Origin of the sequence: Rhizobium sp. CB3060, from assembly GCF_025200735.1 — a bacterium.
GTDB lineage: Bacteria > Pseudomonadota > Alphaproteobacteria > Rhizobiales > Rhizobiaceae > Rhizobium.
On sequence record NZ_CP104159.1, the window covers coordinates 162,487 to 184,747 of the forward strand.

Here is a 22,261-nt window from a genome sequence, read left to right on the forward strand (position 1 = left end):
AGGTCACGACGGCGCCTCGCGATATCTAACGACATTATGTCGACATTTATGCAAATTTAACCTCATTGGTAGCAGTATTTGGCATTGCTTGCTGGGGTTACAAAAATGTGGGCTGTTTTAGCGGCGAAATTCAATTGGACGATCAGTAGAAAGATCCCGGTGTTGATGGTCGGGGTTACCGTGCTAGCCTGCGGCACCGTGGCCGGTTACGCGGGCCTGACGTCATTCTCCACCGCTAGAAGCCTGATCGGAACTCACCTGGAATATGTTGCCAGTACCAAGCGGAATATACTGGCAACCAAGCTGGATATGTCCAAGCTCGATATCGAGGGTCTGGCCGTCAATCCGGCGCTGGTGAAATCATTCGACAACATGATTACCGGCTACAAGATCCTGCCGCAGGAACAGGCAGCCGCCTTGTCCAAACTCAAGGCCTCAGGCGAAGATCTCAAGGGCGGCGCGACGCCGAAGGCGCAATTCTATCTGGATGCCTACAAGCAGATCGACGTCTGGCTGAAATCCCTGGGTTCCGAGCATGGCTACTCCAACATTCTGCTCATCAACGCAAAAGGGGAACTCATATACAGCACCGGGACGGATCCGCTCGGCGCGGTTGCGCCCGATAGCCCGATCGCTCAAGCCGTACGACTATCTCAGGGCCAGCGGCGGGCGGTGATGACGGATTTCTCCCCGCCGTCGAAAGAAGGACCGGGCTTGGCCTTTTTTGCGATCGGGGTCGCCAACGCGATGATCCCCGACGAGCGTGGGGGCACGCTAGTCGTCGCCGTCAGCACGAATGTCATCGATGCGATCATGCATGACAGCGCCGGCTTCAGTGCGCAGGGCGAAGCGCTTTTTGCGGGAAGCGACGGCCTGGCGCGCTCGACATCGCGTTTCTCCGGCAGCAGCAACGCATCGTTGGCGATCGACAAGAGCCTCCTCGCCCCGAAAGCCTCGTTCAGCGTCTATCGCGATCAGGAAGTCCTCGCAGCGTCCGAGCCGCTGTCATGGGGCGGACAGAACTGGTCGATCATTGCGGTCGAGCCGACGACGGCGGTCTTTGCGCCGGCGGTAGACATGCTGTGGAAAATCCTCGCCATCACTGCGGCGACAGCGCTTTTCACGCTGTTGCTGGCCGTTGTCGCATCCCGCTCCATTTCCGGGCCGATCGTCCGGCTGGTGGCGGAAATGAAAAGGCTGGCCTCCGGGGACACCAGCGGTGATGTGGAAGGAACGACCCGCACTGACGAGGTCGGGGACATGTCCCGAGCGGTTCTCGTCTTCAAGGACAATGCCGTTGCCAAGAGGGTTGCGGAAGAGGATGCGCGAAGGACCGAAGCTGTGGCGGAAAGCGAACGCAAGGTCATGGAAGCTGATCGGCTTGACAGGTCTCGTATTCAAGCCGGGGTCGTCGCTGAAATTGGCAGCAGCCTGTCCGCCCTTGCCAACGGCACCTTATCCCACAAGATCGCTATGAAATTCCCGGCGGACTATCAGCAACTGAAGGATGACTTCAATGAAGCGGTGACGCAGCTCAGTCATACCGTGCTGACCGTTTCTACCCAAGCAAAGTCGATTTCTTCGATTGCCGATGAGATGAGCGGCGCGATGGACACGCTTGCCACGCGAACGGAGCATCAAGCCATCGTTCTCGAAGGCGCCGTCAACACGCTGCATGCGGTCTCCACGGACGTCAATCGAACCGCCGAGGCGGCTAACAAGGCCAATACAATCGTTGCCGAGGCGCACTCGGCCGCCTCCTCTTCCGACGAGATCGTGTCCCAGGCGATTGCCGGCATGGGCCAAATCGAGGATTCCTCGCGGCAGATCGCCAGCATCGTCAACGTCATCGACGAAATTGCTTTCCAGACCAACCTTCTGGCATTGAATGCCGGTGTGGAGGCCTCGCGCGCCGGTGACGCCGGAAAGGGTTTTGCCGTCGTCGCTTCAGAAGTTCGCGCGCTGGCGCAGCGCTCCGCCGACGCCGCGAAGGAGATCAAGGAATTGATCAATACCTCGTCGCGGCGTGTCGAGCGGGGAACTCAGCTTGTCAGTTCCACCGGCGAACTGCTGAAGACAATCGCCGGCCAAATCGATCTCATCAAGTCGGTCGTCTCGAATATCGCCTCGACTGCATCCAATCAGGCGACGCATCTCGGCGCATTCGGTGCGACGATCAAGGAAATCGACATGTCGACGCAACAGACGGCGGCAATGGCGGAGGAATCGACGGCGGCTTGCAGGTCCTTGGCGGAGGAAGCGACCCATCTGCTGCATCTTATCAGCCAGTTCGATCTCGATGAGAATGCCGTGCAGGCCGAGCAAGGCGCTCGTGCCAAGGTCGCTTAATTGCTATCTCTGAGGATGTGCATGCGCCGAAGATAGCCGGACATAACCGAATAGGCCGAGGACAAGCTCGGCCTAAAAGGTGCCCGGGCACCATTGCGGTAGCTCGGGCAACACTTTGATCTCGCCTTTGCAGCCGTTCCGAGGTCGACAGTATTTTGCGTCCATTTAACGGGCTCGTCGAACATCGGGCTGCGCCCGTGCAAGCTGCACCCATACCCAACTTTTATTCGGGTCCCGCCGGCGGAAGCTATGGTCTGAGGCCAAGCCTTCGCCTGTTTGGATGCGGCTGCGCGTCGAAAAACGCCGCTGCAGCGGCGAAAATTAAAAATAAAACTTGACTATGTCGACGGGTAGTCGACAATATAATCCAGTCGACATGCAGCCGACAGAAATTGAACGGGATCCAGCAGACCGAGGACGGGTTCAACTTTTTGCTTGACTTTGTCGACATTAGAACGACTAATTATAAAGTCGACATTAGAACGACAATTGATTGGCCGAAGATGCCAACGGGTGGGAACTGCGCTTAGCGCGCTAAAAATAGGGTGAGGCGATGAAATCGAGCACTGGGGGAATGCGTTTCCCGCTGCCAATGCCTGTCGATCAAAAGTCGAAAGGCGACGCTTTCTTTAGCTCTGTGATGACCTTGTTTTTGCGTCGCAGACGAGCCGTGTGGCCACTTTCTTAAAGCTGACGACTTTCGTTCGACCGTGCCATCTGACGGCTTCGAACTGAATGAATGGGTCGCTTACGGGCTTAAGCCCCCGCGACGCGTCCCGGGCAATTGAAAATCAAGGTCACATCCAACAGAGGACTGAAGGTAATGAAGAATATCTTGAAACTAGCCGTCGCCTTGGCGTCATTGACTGCAGCGGGTACTCAGATCGCTGCTGCAGCCCCTGGCGATACGTTGAAGGCCGTTCAGGGGCGCGGCTATGTCAATTGCACGTCGAGCGATGGCAACTTCGAAGGCTTCGCGGAAGTCGATGCCCAAGGCAAATGGCATGGCCTGGATATCGATTATTGCCGCGCTGTCGCGACCGCGATCTTTGGTTCTGATGACAAACTCAAACTCATCCCCGTGAGCTGGGCCCAGCGCTTTCCGGCGCTTCAGTCCGGCGATCTCGATCTCGTCATCAAGGCGAGCGGCTGGTTGATGAGCCGCGACACCGAACTTGGCCTTCAATTCAGCATGCCCTACTTCATTGGCGTCACAACGTTCCTGGCCCACAAGGACCTGAACGCAAAGTCGATGGCTGACCTGCAGGGTGGGACCGTATGTCTCGCTGGCGGCACGAGCACGGAAAAGCTCATCAGCGACTACATCAAGCAGAACAAATACGACGTCAAAATCGTAACGTTCGAAAAGAACACAGAGGCAGCGGCCGCTTATTTTGCGAACCGTTGCGACTCCTATGCCGAATGGGGCCCTATCGTCGCCGCTACTCGTGCGACTTCGGCCGACCCTGACAATCACGTCATTCTGTCCGATTCCATTTCGCTGGAGCCGGAAGCTGTCGTGATGCGCCAGGGGGATGACTCTTGGGTGGACCTCGTCAACTGGGTCATCGCCGTTCAGCGCATCGCCGAAGAAAACGGCGTCAACAGCACCAACGTCGACCAGATGAAGGCCAATCCTCCGAATACGGTCGTCGGCAAACTGCTCGGCGCCACGCCTGGCATTGGCACCCGTCTCGGCCTCAAGGATGACTGGGCCTACAATGTCATCCAGAAGCTCGGCAATGCCGAGGAAATGTACAACCGCAACTTCGGCACGGAATCCCGCTACAAGTTGCCGCGCGCTTTGAACTCGCCCTGGAACAAGGGCGGCGTGTTCTTCGCTCCGGTTCTCGACTGATCGCACGAATGTCCCGCCGGCCAAGGTCGGCGGGACATAGGCCTATGACAAAATCCCAACATGCCCTTGGGGGGATCGCAGTGATGACCACATTGATCGGAAACCGCAGATACCGCAATGTCGCCTTGCAGCTAGCATTTGTCACGACAATCGCTGCAATCGTGATTGTGGGTGTCGTGACGACGCGGCATAACCTGCAGGTGCAGGGGGTCTCCATGGGATGGGACTTCCTGAACTATACCACGGGATCGACCATCTCTTTCAGCCTGATTGATTACGACATCAACTCGACGTTCGCGCGGGCGCTTCTGGTCGGTTTCGTCAATACGATTTTTCTGGGCGTCATTTCCGTTTCCCTGGCGGTGATACTCGGCACGATCATCGGCACGGCGCGCCTGTCCAGGCATAAGCTCGTCAATTTGATAGCAGCGTCCTATGTTCAGGTCTTCCGGAATATTCCGCTGATATTGCAGGCATTTTTCTGGTATTCCCTGATCACCCATCTGCCTTCGCCCCGTTCGGCGATCGCTTTGCCCGGCGGTATTTATATTGCCAATCGCGGCATTTCCTTCCCCTGGCTGAACGTGGAGCCCTGGCATGTGGTCTTCGCGGCGGCTGCTTTGGCGGCTGGACTCATGCTGACTGTCCGCTCCCTCCGGCGTTCGGCACGTTCAGCCGCTTTTCTTTGGCTTGCAGGCGGCGTGGCTTGTGCCGCCGTTGCCATAATCTTCGGCCGGCTCGACGGTTTGCCGTTGGTCGATGTACCGCACGTCCAGGGACTTCGTCTTGCGGGAGGTGTCATGATGGTACCGGAGCTCAGCGCCGCCATCGTTGCCATTTCGCTGTTTGGCGCATCCTATGTCGCGGAAATCGTCCGTGCCGGCTTTCTGGCAATTCCAATCGGACTGACGGAAGCCGGGCAGGCCCTTGGCCTGCGCAACTGGCATATTTTCTGGCGCATCCGGCTGCCTCTGATGATCCGCAAAATACTGCCGACCATGACCAACCAGATCATCTGGCTGATGAAAGCCACAACGATCGGCATAGCGATCGGCTTCTCGGATTACTTCGGTGTCATCGCCAATTCGATCAATCACTCCGGGCAGACCCTGACGCTGATCTTCCTGCTCATCATCGGGTTCTGGGCAATCAACATGTCCATCGCCTTTGTCATGAACACCATCAATCGTGCAATCGCACTGCCGGGGCGTTAGAAATGAAAGCGGAAACCACATTGACCGCCATCGATCTGTCGTCAACACCGTCGGCCAGGTGGATTGCCGACCTTCGACGCGACTATTTTTCGACACCGGGCCAGGCCTTGGTGACACTCGTTTGCCTGACGCTGGTTGGAATTTTGGTCTGGTCATTCGTCAGTTGGGCCTTCCTTCATTCCGTTTGGACTGGAACGCCCGAGGACTGCCACAAGGCCAGCGGCGCATGTTGGGCTGTTGTCACCGACCGTTATCGCCTCATCCTGTTCGGCCTCTACCCATATGAGGAGCAATGGCGCTCTGCCTTGGCTTGTCTTGCGATCCTGGCAACCGTCATTCTCTCCTGTATTCCCCTGTTCTGGTCGGCAAAGGTGCTGCCTGTCATCTGGCTCGTTGGATACGGGACCTTCTATTATTTGATGAGAGGCGGGATCTTCGGCTTGCCAGTCGTCCTTGAGACGCAGTGGGGCGGCCTGGCACTTACGACATTCGTCTTCTCTTCCACCGTCGTGATCGGCATGCCGCTGGCAATCATCCTGGCATTGCTCCGCAGATCGAAATTGCCCGTGATTTCGTCGGTAACCGCACTCTTCATCGATGGCGTGCGTTCGCTGCCGCTGCTGTCCATTCTTTTCACGGCTGCCATTATCCTTCCCTTTGCGCTGCCGAGCTTCCTGGTTGGGGATAAGCTTTACCGGGTCATTCTCGGCGCAGCGGTTTTCTTTGCTGTCTATCAGGCGGAAATCATCCGGAGCGGCATTCAGTCCCTGCCGGCGGGCCAGGAGGAAGCAGCCGTCGCGCTTGGCCTGAACTATTGGCAGACAATCTCGCGGATTATCCTGCCGCAGGCATTCCGTCTTGCATTGCCGCCGACGATCAACCAAGTCGTTATCGCGTTCATGGAAACGTCGCTCATCGTTATCCTCGGCTTCTTCGAGGTCACGGCATCGGGCAATGCATCCTTTTCGGCGGGCGGCTGGAACACGTTCTATGCGGAGGTCTATTTCTTCGTCGCGCTGATTTACTTCACCTTCACTTTCTCGCTCTCGCGATATGGCGCCTATCTGGAGCGATCGCTCAAGACATCGTCGCGTTGATGGTGCATAGGAGCATGGAGCACGCGCGATGCTGATCGGCTATACGGACAGATATTCGGCGCGGGCTGGCGAGACCATTGAGGTCAAGGTTTCGAGCAGCTTCCGCTGCGATTATCGGGCCGATCTGGTCCGCCTCTATTCGGCGGATCCGAACCCAAAAGGGCCGGGCATGGATGCACGTCCTGTACCCGCAGCCTTCGAGGGAACATATCCCTCCGTTGAGAAATCCGCTTACCCGGGCTCCTACGCCCTGATACCGCTTGCCGGGCTGGACGATATTCGCGGCGCCACGGTCTCGATCCGGTTCCAGCCGCGGCTGGAGAAGGATCGCCCGCAAACGATGCTTTCGCTGAAGGCCGCCAATGGTCGAGCGGTTTCCGTCAGCATCGAAGCGGATGGTCCGACCGTCGATTTCGACGGCACTGTTACACCCGTCGCCTGTCGGCTCGAACTCGGCGTCTGGTATGAATTACGGCTCGGTTTGACGGCTGCCGACGTCAGGCTGGCCTTTTATGTGGTCGCCACGGGAGAGCGGATTGCTCATGCCTCTGTGGCCCGGCCCGACAATGACGGGATATTCGTCGAGCTGTCGCTCGCGGCCCGGAGGAGAGGGGATGACGCCTCCTTTATGGCGCACTTCTTCAATGGGCGGCTCGAAAACCCTGCGATCACCCGTGGTCTTCATTTGCCGGACGCCCTCGGGCCGCTTCCGGCGGATGACGGCGCGGTCCTCGCCTCCTGGGATTTCGCGCAGGGCATCCCCACCGACACGATCCGGGATCGGGGGCCGAAATCGCTCGACGGCAAGCTGGTAAATCTGCCCGCCCGTGCAGTGCGAGGATCGCGGTGGACCGGCGCGGAGATGTGCTGGCGGCATGCGCCGGACGAATATGCCGCCATTCATTTCCATGAAGACGACCTGCATGATTGCGGCTGGGAAACAGATTTCCGCTTCGATATTCCCTCTGATCTCCAAAGCGGCGTCTACGGGATAAGGCTCCGCTGCGAAGGGGCTGAAGACATCATTCCGTTTTTTGTCCGTCCCGCTGCTGGCGGCAAAAATGCGAAGATCGCCGTTCTCTTTTCTACATTCACCTACCAAGCCTATTGCAACTATCCGAGGACGAATTACGGCCCGGCCTATATCGCTCGGCGCGAGGCCTGGGGCGGCTATCCGCATCATCCGGCCCAATTTCCCCAGTTCGGGCGTTCGCTCTATGACGTGCATCCCGACGATAGTGGGGTGATGTTCAGTTCAGCCCTGCGGCCACAGCTTTTGATGCGGCCCGGCTTCTTCGCCTATCTGGACGACAAAGGATCGGGGCTGCGGCATTTTCCGGCCGATATGCACCTCATTGCGTGGTGCGCGGCAAAAGACATCGCGGTCGATGTCGTGACGGATCACGATCTCGACGCGGAGGGCGTCGCAGCACTGGCCGGTTACGATCTGGTGCTGACGGTGAGCCATCCGGAATACCATACCGGCCGCTCGCTCGACGCGATCCAGGATTTCATCCGGGATGGCGGCAATTTCGGCTATCTCGGCGGCAACGGCTTCTATTGGCGCGTCGCAACGAGCGCGGCGTTTCCCGGCGCGATCGAAATGCGCCGCTGCGAAAGCGGCGTCAGAATGTGGCAAGCCGAGACCGGAGAATTTTACCATGCCTTCGACGGGCAGTATGGCGGCCTCTGGCTGAAGAACGACCGCCCGCCCCAGAGGCTCGTCGGCATCGGAATGTCGGCACAGGGTCCGTTCGACGCCTCATATTATCGCCGCACGGCTGCCTCCCGCACCCCGAACTTCGCCTGGCTGTTCGAGGGCATCGAGGAGGAGATTATCGGCGACTTCGGTTTTTCCGGCGGCGGCGCGGCGGGCTTCGAACTGGATTGCATCGATCCCTCCCTCGGCACACCGGCCGAAACCGTCGTGCTCGCATCGTCCGAGGGACACTCGGCCGAATATAGTTGTGTGCCGGAAAGGATCTGGAACCCGGACGTCCATACGCGCGAATGGCAGGCGGAGCAGATCAGGGCAGATCTTTGTTTCGTGCCGATGAAAGGGGGAAACTTCGTGTTTTCAACCGGGTCGATCATGTTCTGCGGAAGCCTGCCCGCGAACGGATACGACAACAACGTCTCACGGCTTCTGGAGAATCTCGTGCGACGTTGTCTGTAGCCAGTTTCGAGGCGTGATCCGCCTCGTATTCGTCGGCACGATGCCGACGGCCGTTTGACGAACCGCCGGTCTCACCCCGTACTCGTCCGAAGCCGCTCGAAAGTTCGGCAAAAATGAGGATATGATGAGCCTTTCAAATTCGATCAAGGACAAGGACCTCGCGTCCCACCTGCATCCGTTCACCAATCTGGCCCGCCATCAGGACGTCGGGCCTTTCATGATCGAGCGGGGCGAAGGCATCTACGTGTTCGACGATCAGGGGCGCCGATACATCGAAGCCATGTCGGGGCTGTGGAGTGCCGGTCTGGGGTTCGGCGAGAAGCGGCTGGTTCATGCTGCGACACGGCAATTGGAGAAATTGCCCTACTATCACAGCTTCACACACAAGGCGCACGCACCTGCCATCGAATTGGCGTCAAAACTTGCGGAGCTTGCCCCTGGCGATCTCAACCATGTGCATTTCACCAATTCCGGTTCGGAAGCGAATGACACCGTCGTCAAGATGGTCTGGTACATCAACAATGCTCTCGGGCGGCCCCAGAAAAAGAAATTCCTGGCGCGCCAGCATGGCTATCACGGATCGACGGTGGCCTCCGCGAGCCTGACGGGTCTACCGGCAAGCCACCGGGATTTCGATCTCCCGGCAATACCTGTTCGGCATCTCACCGCGCCTTACTTTTATCGCTTCGGGCTTCCTGGCGAAACCGAAATGGAGTTCTCCGCGCGGTTGGCGCGGCAACTCGAGGATACGATCCTCGCCGAGGGGCCGGAGACGATCGCCGCTTTCATTGGCGAACCTCTGATCGCTGCCGGCGGGGTCATTCCCGCACCGACAGGTTATTGGAGCTATGTTCAAGATATCTGCCGGCGTTACGACATCCTCCTCGTCGCGGATGAGATCATCACGGCTTTCGGTCGCCTCGGGACCATGTTCGGTTCGGAATATTATGGCTTCCAGCCGGACATAATGGTGCTATCCAAACAATTGACGTCCTCCTACCAGCCACTGGCGGCAATCGTAATCTCCGATGCGCTGAACGAGGTGCTTGTCGAAAACAGCGGCAAGATTGGCACTTTCGCCCACGGCTTCACGACGACGGGACATCCCGTCGCCACGGCGGTCGCGCTGGAAAATATTGCCATCATCGAGGAGCGCGGCCTTGTCGCCCATGCGCGCGATCTCGGCGAGCGGCTGCAGGCCGGGTTACGGCAATTCTCCTCTCACCCATTGGTAGGGGATGTTCGCGGAGCCGGCCTTGTCGGCGGTGTCGAGCTGGTCGCCGACAAGCACACAAAGGCAGCTTTTGAGCGCCGCGGCGATCTCGGCGCTTATGTTTTCCGACGTGCCCACGAGCACGGGCTGATCATTAGAAGCATCTACGACACCATTGCTTTCTGTCCGCCGCTGATCACGACGGACGAACAGCTCGATGTGCTTCTGGACGCCTTTTCGAGAACGCTCGACAACGCCGCAAAGTGGGTCGAGACGGAAGGGCTGAAGTGACGAACCGAAATCATGGAGCTGGCGACTCCACACCTCGCCATCAAGCAGAGAAAGGGAGCAAATATGAACAGCAAGCAGCCGTCGACGGCCGTTGAGGTCGTCAATCTTGGGAAATCCTATGGAAGCTACCAAGTGCTTTTCGATGTGAACCTCAAGGTGGCGAGGGGGGAGAAGATCGTCATCTGCGGGCCTTCCGGTTCCGGCAAGTCGACCTTGATCCGGTGCTTGAACAAGCTGGAGGATCATCAGTCCGGTACCATCCGTGTTCTCGGCACCGAATTGAACGACGATATCGAGAACATCAATGAGATCCGCCGCGAGGTCGGCATGGTCTTCCAGCACTTCAACCTGTTTCCCCACCTGACTGTGCTCGAGAACTGCATCCTTGCACCCATGCTGGTCCGCAAGCAGGACCGCAAGACGGCGGAAGCGCAGGCGATGACCTATCTCGAGCGGGTCAAGATTCCGCAAAAGGCCGGCGCCTATCCGGGCGAATTGTCCGGTGGCCAGCAGCAGCGCGTCGCGATTGCGCGGGCGCTCTGCATGAAGCCGGAGATCATGTTGTTCGATGAGCCGACATCGGCACTCGATCCTGAGATGATTTCCGAAGTGCTCGACGTGATGGCCGAGCTCGCCCAAGGCGGCATGACCATGTTGTGCGTCACGCACGAAATGGGCTTTGCCCGCAAGGTCGCGGACCGCGTGGTCTTCATGGACAAGGGCAGCATCGTCGAAGAGGCGTCGCCCTCCGAGTTCTTCGACAATCCGAAGCACGAGCGTTCGAAAGCCTTTCTCAGCCAGATTCTGGGGCATTGAGGAGATACGAAGGAGCGCAGCCAGCATGAAACCGAACATCCTCCTGGTGATGTGCGATCAATTGACGGCGATCGCGCTCTCCACCTATGGCAATACCGTCTGCAAGACGCCCAACCTCGACGCCCTTGCCGCGCAGGGCTCGGTGTTCGAGAACGCCTATTGCAACTATCCGCTTTGTGCGCCTTCGCGTTTTGCGCTGATGAGCGGAAGGCTACCATCGCGGATCGGTGCGTACGATAATGCCGCCGAGTTCCCCGCCGCGGTTCCCACCGTCGCGCATTACCTGCGGGACGCCGGCTACTACACCTGCATTTCGGGGAAGATGCATTTCGTTGGGCCAGATCAGCATCACGGCTATGAAGATCGTCTGACCACGGAAATCTATCCCGCCGATTTCAGTTGGGTGCCGCCAAAAACCTACGACGAGCTTGAGGACGAGGAGACAGTCGCGAAGGGTAAGGTGCCATTCGGGGTTTCCAGTGTCGAAACCATTGCCGACGCAGCGCCACTCGCGCGCTCACAGCAGATCGACTACGATGACGAGGTGGCGCGGCGGGCCACCCAACATATTTACGACTGGCGGCGATATGGCGATGGCCGTCCGCTGTTCATGACGGTTTCCTTTACCCAGCCGCACGACCCCTATGTCATCACGAGGGAATTCTGGGACCTCTATTCGGACGAGGGTATTGATCCGCCACGAACGCCGAAGATTGCGCTGGAGGATATGGACCCCCATAGCCGATCTCTTTACTTCCACTACAGCCTCGACAAATTCGATGTGACGGATGAGGTCTATCGCCGGGCGCGGCGGGGCTACTACGGCATGATCGGCTATGTCGACCGCAAGCTCGGCGAGCTGCGTCAGACGCTTGATGATGCCGGCATGGCCGACGACACCGTGATCATCTTCACGTCCGACCATGGCGACATGATCGGCGAGCGTGGGCTCTGGTTCAAGAAGAACCTGTTCGAACCGGCGATCCGGGTGCCCCTGATCATCCTCCGTCCGGGCGCCAACCAGCTTTCGCGGATCTCGGCGCCAGTGTCGCTGATCGATCTTCTGCCGACATTCGTGGACATCGCGACAGGCTCGACCGAGGCCATCATCACCGAACATGAGGGAAGCAGCCTGCTGCCGTTGCTCGACCGGGATCAGCCGGATCGCATCGCCATGGCCGAACATATCGATGGCGGCACGAAAGCGCCGCGCGTCATGCTGAGGCGTGGGGCGCAGAAGATTGTCGTGTCCGAAGCCTATCCGACGCAGTTCTATGACTTGTCTGCCGATCCCTGCGAAATGCGCAATCTGGCGGACGAGCCTTCAAGGCAAGCCGATGTGGCCCGGCTCATGGACATAGTCCGACAGACATGGGACCTCGGCCGCTTGCGCGAGGACGTCATGCGAAGCCAACGCGTCCGTCAGTTCGTGAACCGGGCGATGCAGAAGGGCAAAGCGCGGGAATGGGAGCATTATCCGGAGCCCATCCGGGAACACACCAAATTCGTTCGCACGGGCGAACGCTTCCCCGATGTCGAGCGGCGCTCCTATTTGCCCTATGGCGACTACTGACATGTTCGCCGAGCCCATGAACTCGACCAGTTGCTCGGCGCTTGCCGTTTCGGAAGCGCGCGGCTTGTGGGACCGCATGCGCCAGCACCAGCCCGACCATACCAAAAGGGGCGGACGACGTTCGCCCACAGCAGAGAGGCAGAAATGAAATTTGATCGGAAACTTGAACTCCTCCTGGTTCATTGCCAGGGGGAGATTGGAAATGTCCTGGTCGCGGGCGCGCCGGATATTCCCGGGGCGACCATGCTCGATAAAATGAATTACATCAACTCGGTGGATGACAGCCTTCGCCGTTTCGTGACATTCGAGCCCCGCGCCAATGTCGCAATGACGGTCAATCTTCTCTTCCCGCCAACCCGTCCGGACGCCGATGCCGGCTTTATCGTGCTCCAGGCCGACCGCGCCCATCCGATGTCGGGGAGCAACAGCATATGTGTCGTCACCGCGCTTCTCGAAAGCGGTCGTGTGCCGATGGTGGAGCCGGAGACCATTGTCAGGCTCGACACGCCCGCAGGACTGATCACTGCAAGAGCAAGGTGCGAGAAGGGCCGATGCGTGTCGGTCAGCATCGATAATGTCCCGAGCTTTGCCGAAAAGCTGGATCAGGAAATCGACACGCCGAAATGGGGGCGTATCAAAATCGATATTTCGTTTGGGGGCGTCTATTACGGCCTGGTCGATGTGGAGCAGATCGGCTTGACCATTGCGCCCGAAAACGCGCGCGCACTAGCGGAGGCCGGTATCGAGCTCAAGGCATTGTTGGCCGAGCAGGTGAGTGTCAAGCATCCGACGTTGCCAGGGATCGATGAGATCGCCTACGTCATGTTCCGCAGTCGTGAGCCGGACGGCGCAATTCGTACATGCACAACGCTCAAGCCGGGCCGCGTCGACCGATCGCCCTGCGGCACGGGCAGTTCGGCGAATCTCGCAACCCTTCACGCCCGTGGACTGGTTTCCGTTGGCGAGACGCGGATTTCCCGCTCGATCATCGGCGGTGAATTCCGTGTCGAAGCGATCGGCGAGACAGAGATTGGCGGGAAGAGGGCCGTCGTGCCGCGGATTTCCGGGCGGGGTTTCGTCTACGGGAGCCAAATTCTGCGCCTGTCCGAAGACGATCCTATTGCGAAGGGGTTCGCGCTTTCCGACACATGGGGGCCTCAAGTCGGCCTGCTAGGCTGAGCCCGCTCGTCAGATCCATCCGTGCGCCGGACATTTCCGTCTACCGACGGGAGTATCCGGCGTATTGTTTCGGAGCGCTATTTTCGAAGGTAGGAAAGCACCATTTCAACCGCCTGCTTACGCTGGCGCGCAACGGTTTGGTCGCTGCTTAAGTCCTCCTCAAGCACGATCGAGAGCGTGTGGATGTTCGAGAAGTAAAAATAACCGAGCGCCGAGATCGAAATATAGAGGTGCTTCAAGTTGACGTTCGATCGAAACAGACCCTTTTCCTGCCCCTTGCGAATGATCTGGTCCAGTTTGTTTAGTAGGGGCGTATAGAGCGATTTGATGCTCACCGCCTGCTTCAGGAAGCGCGCGTTTTGCACATTCTCATGGGTCAGCATGCGCACGATCCGGGGATTCTTGGCGAAGGTGTCAAATGTCGACTCGGTAAGCCTCCGCACCGACTCGATCGGATCGAGATCATCGAGCTCGATTTCGTGCTGTGACGCCCTGAGCTTCTCGTAGGTGTCCGAGAGGCTGGCGATATAAAGCTCTTCCTTGCTGTTGAAATACTTATAGATCAGGCTTTTGTTGGTTTGCGATTGCTCTGCGATCGCATCGATGCGGGCGCCATCAAAGCCGCGCTCCGTGAACTCGTCGATGGCAGTATCGATAATTCGCTGCCTGGTCACGAGTGGGTTGCGGATTCTTTTTTTCTTGGGCGCTTCGTTTGCTGGCATGTGCATTGTGATATCCGCTCGATATTCTGACTGGCCCGAACTGAACAATCGCCGTTGCGTACTCGTTCACGCCTGCCGCGGGGCAAGGACCTTTCGTAGCCCAAAGAGACCCACTTCGCAAATCGCATAAATCCGCGTTCCCGCGCCGACGGAGCGGGGCCATCAAGCCATTGATATTGATTGGCAATTTTCTGCGTCAGTCCCGCAATTGACCATTGACTGGCCTCTTAAAACGGGCTAGCTGTCTCCTTAATAAACTAAATAGTTCTATAGCGAATGGCGATCGGCCAGTCAATCGGTAGCAGCGGCACGGCTGCTGGCGAACGACCTCGCATGTCCAATCGCTCCCAATCGCCTCAAGGCGCGAGAACGCAGGAGACAGCAATGAACAATGCACGCATAGGCGTGGATATCGGCGGCACCTTCACCGACTTGGTTCTTTTCGGTGATGGCGGAGAGACCTTTTTCACCAAAGTGCCGTCGACCCCTGCAAAACCCGAGGAAGCGGTTCTGACAGGCATCCGCCAGATTACCGCGTCGGCGGGATTGAACGTCGACAGGGTCGTGGAGGTCGTCCACGGCACCACGGTCGGTTCGAACACGCTTCTGCAGAAGGTCGGCGCCAAGACCGGGTTGATTACCACCAAGGGTTTTCGGGATGTCCTGGAGATCGGCCGCGTCCGCACGCCGACCATGTTCGACCTGAGCTGGGAGAAGGCCGTTCCGCTGATCGCCCGCCGCTATCGCATGGAGGTCGATGAGCGCTCGACCGCAGACGGACGCATCTTAAAGCCGCTCAACGAGAGCGAGATTATCGAAATCGGTCAGTTCTTCGAAAGTGAAGGCGTCGAATCCGTCGCGATCTGCTTCATCAATTCCTACCGCAATCCCGAGAACGAGACCCGGGCGCTGGAGATCATGCGCGCCAATTTCCCCGATATGTGGGTCACGGCTTCGGTCTCCGTTCTGCCCGAAATTCGCGAATATGAGCGGACCTCCACGACGGCGGTAAACGCCTATGTTCTGCCGTCGCTGCGGGCCTATTTCGAACGGCTCGAGAATGGCCTTCGTGAAATCGGCGTATCCGCTCCGCTCCTGATCAGCAATTCGAATGGCGGCCTTTCGAGCGCGAAAATGGCGCAGGAAAAGCCCGTTTTCTTCATCTCCTCCGGCCGCTCCGCCGGCGTCGTCGGCGCCGGCCGGCTGGGCGAGGTGATGGCGGAAAAGGATCTCGTCGTCTTCGATATGGGCGGAACGACCGCTTCTGCATCGCTCATTCACAAAGGCGAGCTCTCGCGGGCCAATGAATATGAGTTTCGCGCCGGCATTTCGACGCCCAGCCGCTTTATCAAGGCAGGCGGCTATCTGATGCGCGTCCCGACGGTGGATGTTGCCGAAGTCGGCAGCGGCGCAGGTTCCATCGCCCGCATCGACGAGGGCGGACTGCTGCATGTGGGGCCGATCTCGGCCGGCGCCGACCCCGGGCCGGTTTGCTATGGAATTGGCGGAAACGCAGCCACGGTCACGGATGCGAATGTGATCCTCGGTTTCCTGCCCCCGGCATTGGCCGGCGGTACGATGAAGCTCGACGTCGATGGCGCCCGTGCCGCGATCAAGCGTGATCTCGCCGACCCTCTGAAGCTCTCCGTCGAAGACGCCGCGTTCGGCATTCGCGAAGTCGTGAATATCAACATGGCTCGTACGATCAAGGCGGTTACGGTCGAACGCGGTGTCGACCCGCGCGATTTTGCAATCCTGGCCTTTGGCGGCTCCGGCCCGGTTCACGCCTGCGATCTTGCGAGGACCCTCGGCATCTCCCGCGTGATTTTTCCGAAGTCGCCGGGCGTCTTCACCGCGACGGGCATGCTGGCCGCCAAGGTCGAACGCTATTTCCTGCGCAGCCTCAACGGCATGCTGGATCAGTTGCCGGTTGCTCGGGTCAACGAGCTCCTCCGGGACATGCGCGCCGAAGCGATCGCCTCCCTCAGGGAGGAGGGCTACAGCGAAGCTCAGGTCGAGTGCGGATTCGAGGCCGACCTCCGTTTCAAAGGCCAGGATTTCGAACTGCCGATCGCCTTGCCGGAAACCGTTACGGATGCGCATCGCGATTCGCTTCGGGCTGCGTTCCGGGATGCCTATAGGGCGATCTATGGCTATGCGTCCGATGACGGCGTGGAAATCGTCAATATCCGTCTCAATGCGAGCGGCAACACCGGCAATCGTCTGACCTTCAAGCCACATGCGCCGGATGACGCCGTAGCTGAAGTGGCGACTCGCAGGATCTACTTTTCGCGGACCGATGGCTGGATCGACACGCCGATCTATCAGCGTAGCACTTTCAAAGGCGGCGTCAGCGGCCCGCTCATCATCCAGAGCCCGGACACAACCATCGTCATCCCGCCGCGCGCAAAGGCCGATCTCGATGCGTTCGGCAATGTCGTCGCAACGCTCTCTTGAGTCCCTGGGAAGGAACCGCTTCATGGCTCAGAAACACAACGATCCCATCACTTTTGCCGTCATCAAGAACGCGCTCGATACGATTGTCGACGACATGGCCTTTGCCGTGATGCGCACGGCACGCTCGCCGATCGTGCGCGACGTTCTCGATTATTCCGTCACGCTTTGCGACCGCCAAGGCCGCATCCTGTCGCAAGCCAAGACCGTTGCGCTTCACCTCGGTGCCGTGCCGGATGCCATGGCGGTTATCATGGCGCGCTACGCCGACGACATGGCGCCGGGGGATGTGATCATCTTCAACGATCCCTATGAAGGCGGAATGCATCTGCCTGACATCTTCATGATCAGGCCGATCTTTCACCGGGATACGCTGCGGGGCTTCTCGGTCGTGATCGCGCATCACTGCGATGTCGGCGGACGCGTGCCGGGATCCAATGCCGCCGACTCCACCGAGATCTTCCAGGAGGGGCTCCGGATTGCCCCCATGAAGCTCTACGATAGGGGCGTTCTCAACGATACGCTCATGCGTATCATCACCAAGAATGTGCGCCTGCCCGAGCTCGTTCTCGGCGACCTCGAAGCGCAATTTGCGACCTGCAACCTCGGTGAACGCGAGCTTCTGCGCCTGATCGAGCGTTACGGCGCCGACGAACTCGATGGTTATTTCGACGACCTGATCGATTATGGCGAGCAGCTTACAAGGGCGGCAATCCGGGCATGGCCGGATGGCGATTATTTCTTCGAAGACTTCATCGACGGTGACGGGTTCTCGACCGATGCTATCCCGATAAGGGTGAAGCTGACGGTGAGTGGTGATCATCTGAACGTTGATTTCGCCGGCTCCTCTCCCCAGGTCAAGGGGGCGATCAATTCGACGCTCTCCTTCGTCAAGTCGGCGACCTATCTTTCGGTCCGCTGCGCGCTCGACGAGGAAGTGCCCAACAATGCAGGCGTCTACCGTTGCATCACGATTTCGGCGCCGGAGGGATCCATTCTCAATCCCTTGATGCCGGCTGCGGTGGCGGCCCGTGCTCTCACGGGATATCGCGTCGTTGATACCGTCCTCGGTGCTCTCTCGCAAATCGCGCCGCGCAAGATCATGGCCGCCGGCGAAGGCGGCAACACGGTGCTGGCTTTCGGCGGCTGGGACAAGACGACGCGCGAACCCTTCGTTCTGGTCGACATGATCAACGGCGCCTGGGGCGGCCGTTGGAACAAGGATGGCGTCGAGGGCGTGACCAACCCCTCGCAGAACATGTCGAACCTGCCGGTCGAAACACTCGAAGTCCGCTATCCCATGATGATGGACGAATACAGCCTGCGCCCGAATTCCTGCGGAGCAGGAGAATATCGCGGCGGTCTCGGTCTTATTCGGCAATATCGCCTTCTTGCCGAGGAAGCGGTCCTGCAGATCCGCGCCGACCGCCACGATCATCCGCCCTATGGCCTGTTCGGCGGCAAGCCGGCGGCGCCATGTGTCAATATTCTCGACCCCGAGGGCGAGAATACCAGGCTGCCGGCAAAGATCACCCGGACGATCGGGCGCAACGTGGTGGTTCGGCACGAACAGGCCGGTGGTGGCGGCTATGGTAATCCACTTAAGCGATCGCTCGATCTCATCCGCGACGACCTCTGGAATGGGAAGATTACCCCCGCTTTCGCAGCGGAGCATCACGGCGTCGTTTTCGCCGCTGACGGTATCACCATCGACATAACGGCGACGCAGGTGCGCCGAGCCGGGGAGGCTGCGTGATGACGCAATACGATCTTACCCGCTTCGCCATCAATCAGATCACCACACCGAAATGGTCGATGCCTCAGGCGATCGAGGGCTATTCCCGCCATGGCGTAAGCGGAATTGCGGTCTGGCGCAATTTTCTGGATGACTATGGCGTCGAGGCGACCGTCAAACATCTCCGCGACGCGGGGATGTGGGTTGCGTCGCTATGCACCAGCGCCTGGGTCAACGAAAGTGACCCGGCCCTCTACAGGAAGACGATCGAGGAAAACCGCCGTATCATCGACCAGGCGGCCGCTATTGGCGCGCCCTGTGTCGTCATGGTCATGGGCGGTCTTCCCAAGGGCGACAAGGATCTTGGCGCGCAGCGCCGCCGCATCCACGATGCACTTGCCGAGCTGGCGCCCTATGCTGCGTCCTCGGGCGTTAAGCTCGGACTTGAGCCGTTGCATCCGATGTATTGCGGCGACCGCAGCGCCATGAATCTCATCACCGATGTGAATGACATGATCGACGAGTTCGGCACCGATGCCACCAGCCTCGTCGCGGATGTCTATCACTGCTGGTGGGATCCGGCATTCGAACGCGAACTGCGGCGCGCCGGGAAAGACCGGATCAACACGTTCCATCTCTGCGATTGGCTGGTGCCGACGAGAAATCTGCGCGACCGCGGCATGGTCGGCGATGGCGTCATCGACATCCCGCGCATCCGCGGCTGGCTCGATGACATCGGCTATGAGGGACCCTTCGAGCTGGAGATCTTCTCCGAACTCGACTGGTGGCAGCGCGACCCGGACGAGACCGTTCGGATCGCGGTCGAGCGTTGCGGTCCGTTTGTGGGGCCGCTCGTCCGCAATGGCTCAATCAAGTCGGGTTCCGCACAATGAAGAAAATACGCAATTCAGAGGAAATCCTGTCGCAAGGCGACATAGCCTCCAGACGAGTCGTGATCGAGATAGCCGACCGCACGCTTGACAGGCTGGACAGCTATCGGCGGATCAGAAGCATCATGCGCATGGAAGGCAGCGTCCTTCACATCGGCACCCGGTCATGGGACTTGTCCCGGAAGCGCAACGTCTACCTCTTCGGTGCCGGCAAGGCCTGCAATCATATGGCGATGGCGGTCGATCATGTGCTGGGCGATTACCTGACGTGCGGCATCGCCATCGTGAAGATCCATGAGGAAACGGATCGGTTCAACAAAACCGAGGTGTTTGTCGGCGGCCATCCTCTGCCGAATGAAGAGGGACACCGGGCATCGAGGAAGATTATCGAGATCGTCGATCAGGCCGGCCCCGACGATCTCTTCATCGCTGTGATCAGCGGTGGCAGCTCGGCGCTCATGTCTTGCCCGATCGAGGGCATCTCCCTGCAGGACGAGATCGATACCACCGACGTTCTTCTGAAATCCGGCGCGGGAATTTACGAAATCAATGCGGTGCGTCGTCATATCTCGGCGCTGAACGGTGGAATGCTGGCAAAGCGCATTCAGGATGTCGGCGCCGAACTCATCGGTTTCGGCATTAGCGATGCCGTCGGTTCCCCGGCCACGGGCGATATTGCCGTTCCCTATGCCGCCTACAAGAGTACGCCGATCGGCCCCGATGCGACGACCCTGGACGATGCGCGCGCCACCATTGTCAACTTCGATGTGGCGGATCGCCTGCCCAAAAGCGTTGTCGATTACTTGATGAATGCAGGCCCCGAAAAGGAAACGCCCAAAGCATTCCCCGACAACACCTACTTCCTGCTCAACACGCTGCCGGATTCCTGCATCTACGCCAAGGAAGTCTGCGAAGAGATGGGCATTCCGGCGATCATCGTATCGTCCTTCCTCGAAGGCGAAAGTCGCGATGCCGGCACCTTCTTTGCCTCGATGGCGCGCGAGATCCAGACCTATGGCAATCCGGTCAAGGCGCCCTGCGTGCTTCTCAGTTCGGGCGAAGTGACGACGCAGATTCTGGATAATAGCGTGATCAGGGGGCACGGCGGCCCCGGCCAGGAAATGGCTGTGAGTTTTGCCATTACCGCTGCCAAGACCAAAGGCGCCTGCCTGCTGTCGATTGACAGCGAAGGCACCGACGGCACCGCCAAAGTCGCCGGCGGTATCACCGATTCCACCAGCTTCCGGAGCGCGGCAGACAAGGGGATCAGCCTCTATCAAGCGCTGCGCGAGCACAGTTGCTTCGAGGCGCTCAACGCCGTCGGCTCGACTGTCTTTACCGGCAATACGGGCACCAATCTGTGCGACCTGAATATCGTCTACGTTCCTGAGCTGAAGGGTGCGTAAGATGGAAGACAGGATCGCATCCATCCGGGCACAGCAGATCATCGACTGCAAATGCCGCCCTGCCGTGGAGGTGGAGATACGCACCGAAAGCGGGGCGATCGGCCGGGGCGCCGCGCCGACCGGTACTTCCGTGGGCATGTATGAAGCATTTGTCCTGCGCGACGGCGACTCCAGGACCTACAAGGGACTGAGCGTCCATAAGGCGGTCGACAATGCGGTGAACCTCATCGGTCCCGCGCTGATCGGAATGAACGTATTCGACCAGCGCGCCATCGATGAGAAGATGACCGCGCTCGATGGTACTCCAGACAAGAGGAATCTCGGCGGCAATACCATTTACTCGGTGTCCATCGCCGCTTTCCGTGCGGCGGCGGATGCGCGCCGGATACCGCTTTACGACCACATTGCAGGCAGCGGGATCAAGACCGTGCCTGTGCCCTGTTTCAACGTGATCAATGGCGGGCGATACGATGGGTTCACTCAGGCGTTCAACGAATTCCTGATCGTCCCCTATGGCACTGACAGCGTCGACTATTCGATCGAAATGGCAGTGAGCGTTTTCGAGAAGCTTGCCGACATATTGAAGGATCATCTGGGGCATAAGCCGCAGGTAGCGAGCTCCTACGGCTATGCGGCACCCTCGGACGACCCTGAGGTGGTGCTCGGGCTTATGCAGAAGGCCATCGACCAATGCGGACTGGCCGGCCGGATCGCCTTCGCGCTCGATTGTGCCTCAAGCGAGATGTTCGACCGGGAAACCGGCACTTACCTCCTGAAAGGCAAGCGGGTTTCATCGGACGATCTGATTGCCTATGCGAAGTCGCTGACCGAGAAATTCAACCTGGTTTTCATCGAGGACCTGCTCGATGAAAATGATTGGGCGGGCTACAGCAAGGCTGTTCGGGCATTGGACCGCACCATCGTCCTGGGTGATGACCTGACGGTGACCAACCTGGCGCTGCTTCGACGGGCTCATGAGACGCGGGCCGTGGACGGTTTTGTCCTCAAGCCAAATCAGGTCGGCACGGTCACGGAAGCAATGGATGCCTACCGCTTCGCCGAGGAGCACGGGATGATCGCCGTGCCGTCCGGACGCTCCGGCGGAGTGGTCGATGATGTCGTGATGGATTTCTCGGTCGGCCTGCAAGTCCCATTCCAGAAGAACGGTGCGCCCCGCTCGGGCGAGCGCATTGAAAAGCTGAACTTCCTGATGCGCGCAAATGCGAGAAGCCCCGGCTGCCGCCTCTACGACATATCGCCACTTCTCAAATTCTGACGCGGCGTTCGC

15 protein-coding genes are annotated in these 22,261 nt (G+C 59.1%); 14 read left to right on the forward strand and 1 reads right to left on the reverse strand.

The features are described 5' to 3' along the window. Positions 1-105 precede the first annotated feature (105 nt). The 9 genes from N2601_RS20325 (at position 106) to N2601_RS20365 (ending at position 13,766) form a co-directional block, all read left to right on the forward strand. Entirely contained in the window at positions 106-2,349 is a 2,244-nt protein-coding gene (locus tag N2601_RS20325) for a methyl-accepting chemotaxis protein (protein ID WP_260304647.1), read from the forward strand. A gap of 823 nt (positions 2,350-3,172) precedes the next feature. After that, positions 3,173-4,207, forward strand: a complete 1,035-nt coding sequence (locus N2601_RS20330; protein ID WP_260304648.1) for an amino acid ABC transporter substrate-binding protein — start codon at positions 3,173-3,175, stop codon at positions 4,205-4,207. An 83-nt stretch (positions 4,208-4,290) separates the two neighbouring features. Continuing rightward, positions 4,291-5,421 (forward strand): ABC transporter permease subunit, encoded by a 1,131-nt coding sequence (locus N2601_RS20335; protein ID WP_104826080.1) that lies wholly within the window; start codon positions 4,291-4,293, stop codon positions 5,419-5,421. Positions 5,422-5,423: 2 nt separating this feature from the next. Then, on the forward strand, positions 5,424-6,518 hold the full coding sequence (locus N2601_RS20340; protein WP_260304649.1) for an amino acid ABC transporter permease: 1,095 nt from the start codon (positions 5,424-5,426) through the stop codon (positions 6,516-6,518). A gap of 28 nt (positions 6,519-6,546) precedes the next feature. Beyond that, positions 6,547-8,694, forward strand: coding sequence for a N,N-dimethylformamidase beta subunit family domain-containing protein (locus tag N2601_RS20345; RefSeq protein WP_260304650.1), 2,148 nt, complete (start codon positions 6,547-6,549; stop codon positions 8,692-8,694). Positions 8,695-8,818: 124 nt separating this feature from the next. After that, entirely contained in the window at positions 8,819-10,198 is a 1,380-nt protein-coding gene (locus N2601_RS20350) for an aspartate aminotransferase family protein (protein WP_260304651.1), read from the forward strand. Between the two features lie 63 nt (positions 10,199-10,261). Continuing rightward, the gene (locus tag N2601_RS20355; protein WP_260304652.1) at positions 10,262-11,014 is read left to right on the forward strand and encodes an amino acid ABC transporter ATP-binding protein; all 753 of its coding nucleotides are present in this window, start codon (positions 10,262-10,264) and stop codon (positions 11,012-11,014) included. Between the two features lie 25 nt (positions 11,015-11,039). After that, positions 11,040-12,587 (forward strand): choline-sulfatase, encoded by a 1,548-nt coding sequence (betC, locus tag N2601_RS20360; protein WP_260304653.1) that lies wholly within the window; start codon positions 11,040-11,042, stop codon positions 12,585-12,587. A gap of 144 nt (positions 12,588-12,731) precedes the next feature. Further along, a complete protein-coding gene (locus tag N2601_RS20365) occupies positions 12,732-13,766 on the forward strand; it encodes a proline racemase family protein (protein WP_260304654.1) in 1,035 nt (344 codons plus the stop codon). 77 nt (positions 13,767-13,843) lie between these two features. Here N2601_RS20365 and N2601_RS20370 read toward each other — a convergent pair whose 3' ends face one another. Then, positions 13,844-14,536, reverse strand: coding sequence for a TetR/AcrR family transcriptional regulator (locus N2601_RS20370; protein ID WP_260304655.1), 693 nt, complete (start codon positions 14,534-14,536; stop codon positions 13,844-13,846). 336 nt (positions 14,537-14,872) lie between these two features. Here N2601_RS20370 and N2601_RS20375 point away from each other — a divergent pair, with 336 nt between their 5' ends. Genes N2601_RS20375 through eno form a run of 5 tightly spaced genes read left to right on the forward strand, consistent with a single transcriptional unit; the run spans position 14,873 to position 22,249 of the window. Continuing rightward, the gene (locus tag N2601_RS20375) at positions 14,873-16,945 is read left to right on the forward strand and encodes a hydantoinase/oxoprolinase family protein (protein WP_260304656.1); all 2,073 of its coding nucleotides are present in this window, start codon (positions 14,873-14,875) and stop codon (positions 16,943-16,945) included. 22 nt (positions 16,946-16,967) lie between these two features. Then, positions 16,968-18,698 (forward strand): hydantoinase B/oxoprolinase family protein, encoded by a 1,731-nt coding sequence (locus N2601_RS20380; protein WP_260304657.1) that lies wholly within the window; start codon positions 16,968-16,970, stop codon positions 18,696-18,698. Beyond that, positions 18,698-19,570 (forward strand): sugar phosphate isomerase/epimerase family protein, encoded by an 873-nt coding sequence (locus N2601_RS20385; protein WP_260304658.1) that lies wholly within the window; start codon positions 18,698-18,700, stop codon positions 19,568-19,570. The genes N2601_RS20380 and N2601_RS20385 overlap by 1 nt, the downstream gene beginning before the upstream one ends. After that, complete coding sequence (locus N2601_RS20390; protein WP_260304659.1) at positions 19,567-20,973, forward strand: glycerate kinase type-2 family protein; 1,407 nt, start codon at positions 19,567-19,569, stop codon at positions 20,971-20,973. Before N2601_RS20385 ends, N2601_RS20390 begins: the two co-directional genes overlap by 4 nt. A 1-nt stretch (position 20,974) precedes the next feature. Further along, a complete protein-coding gene (gene eno, locus N2601_RS20395) occupies positions 20,975-22,249 on the forward strand; it encodes a phosphopyruvate hydratase (protein ID WP_260304660.1) in 1,275 nt (424 codons plus the stop codon). The last annotated feature ends 12 nt before the right edge of the window (positions 22,250-22,261 follow it).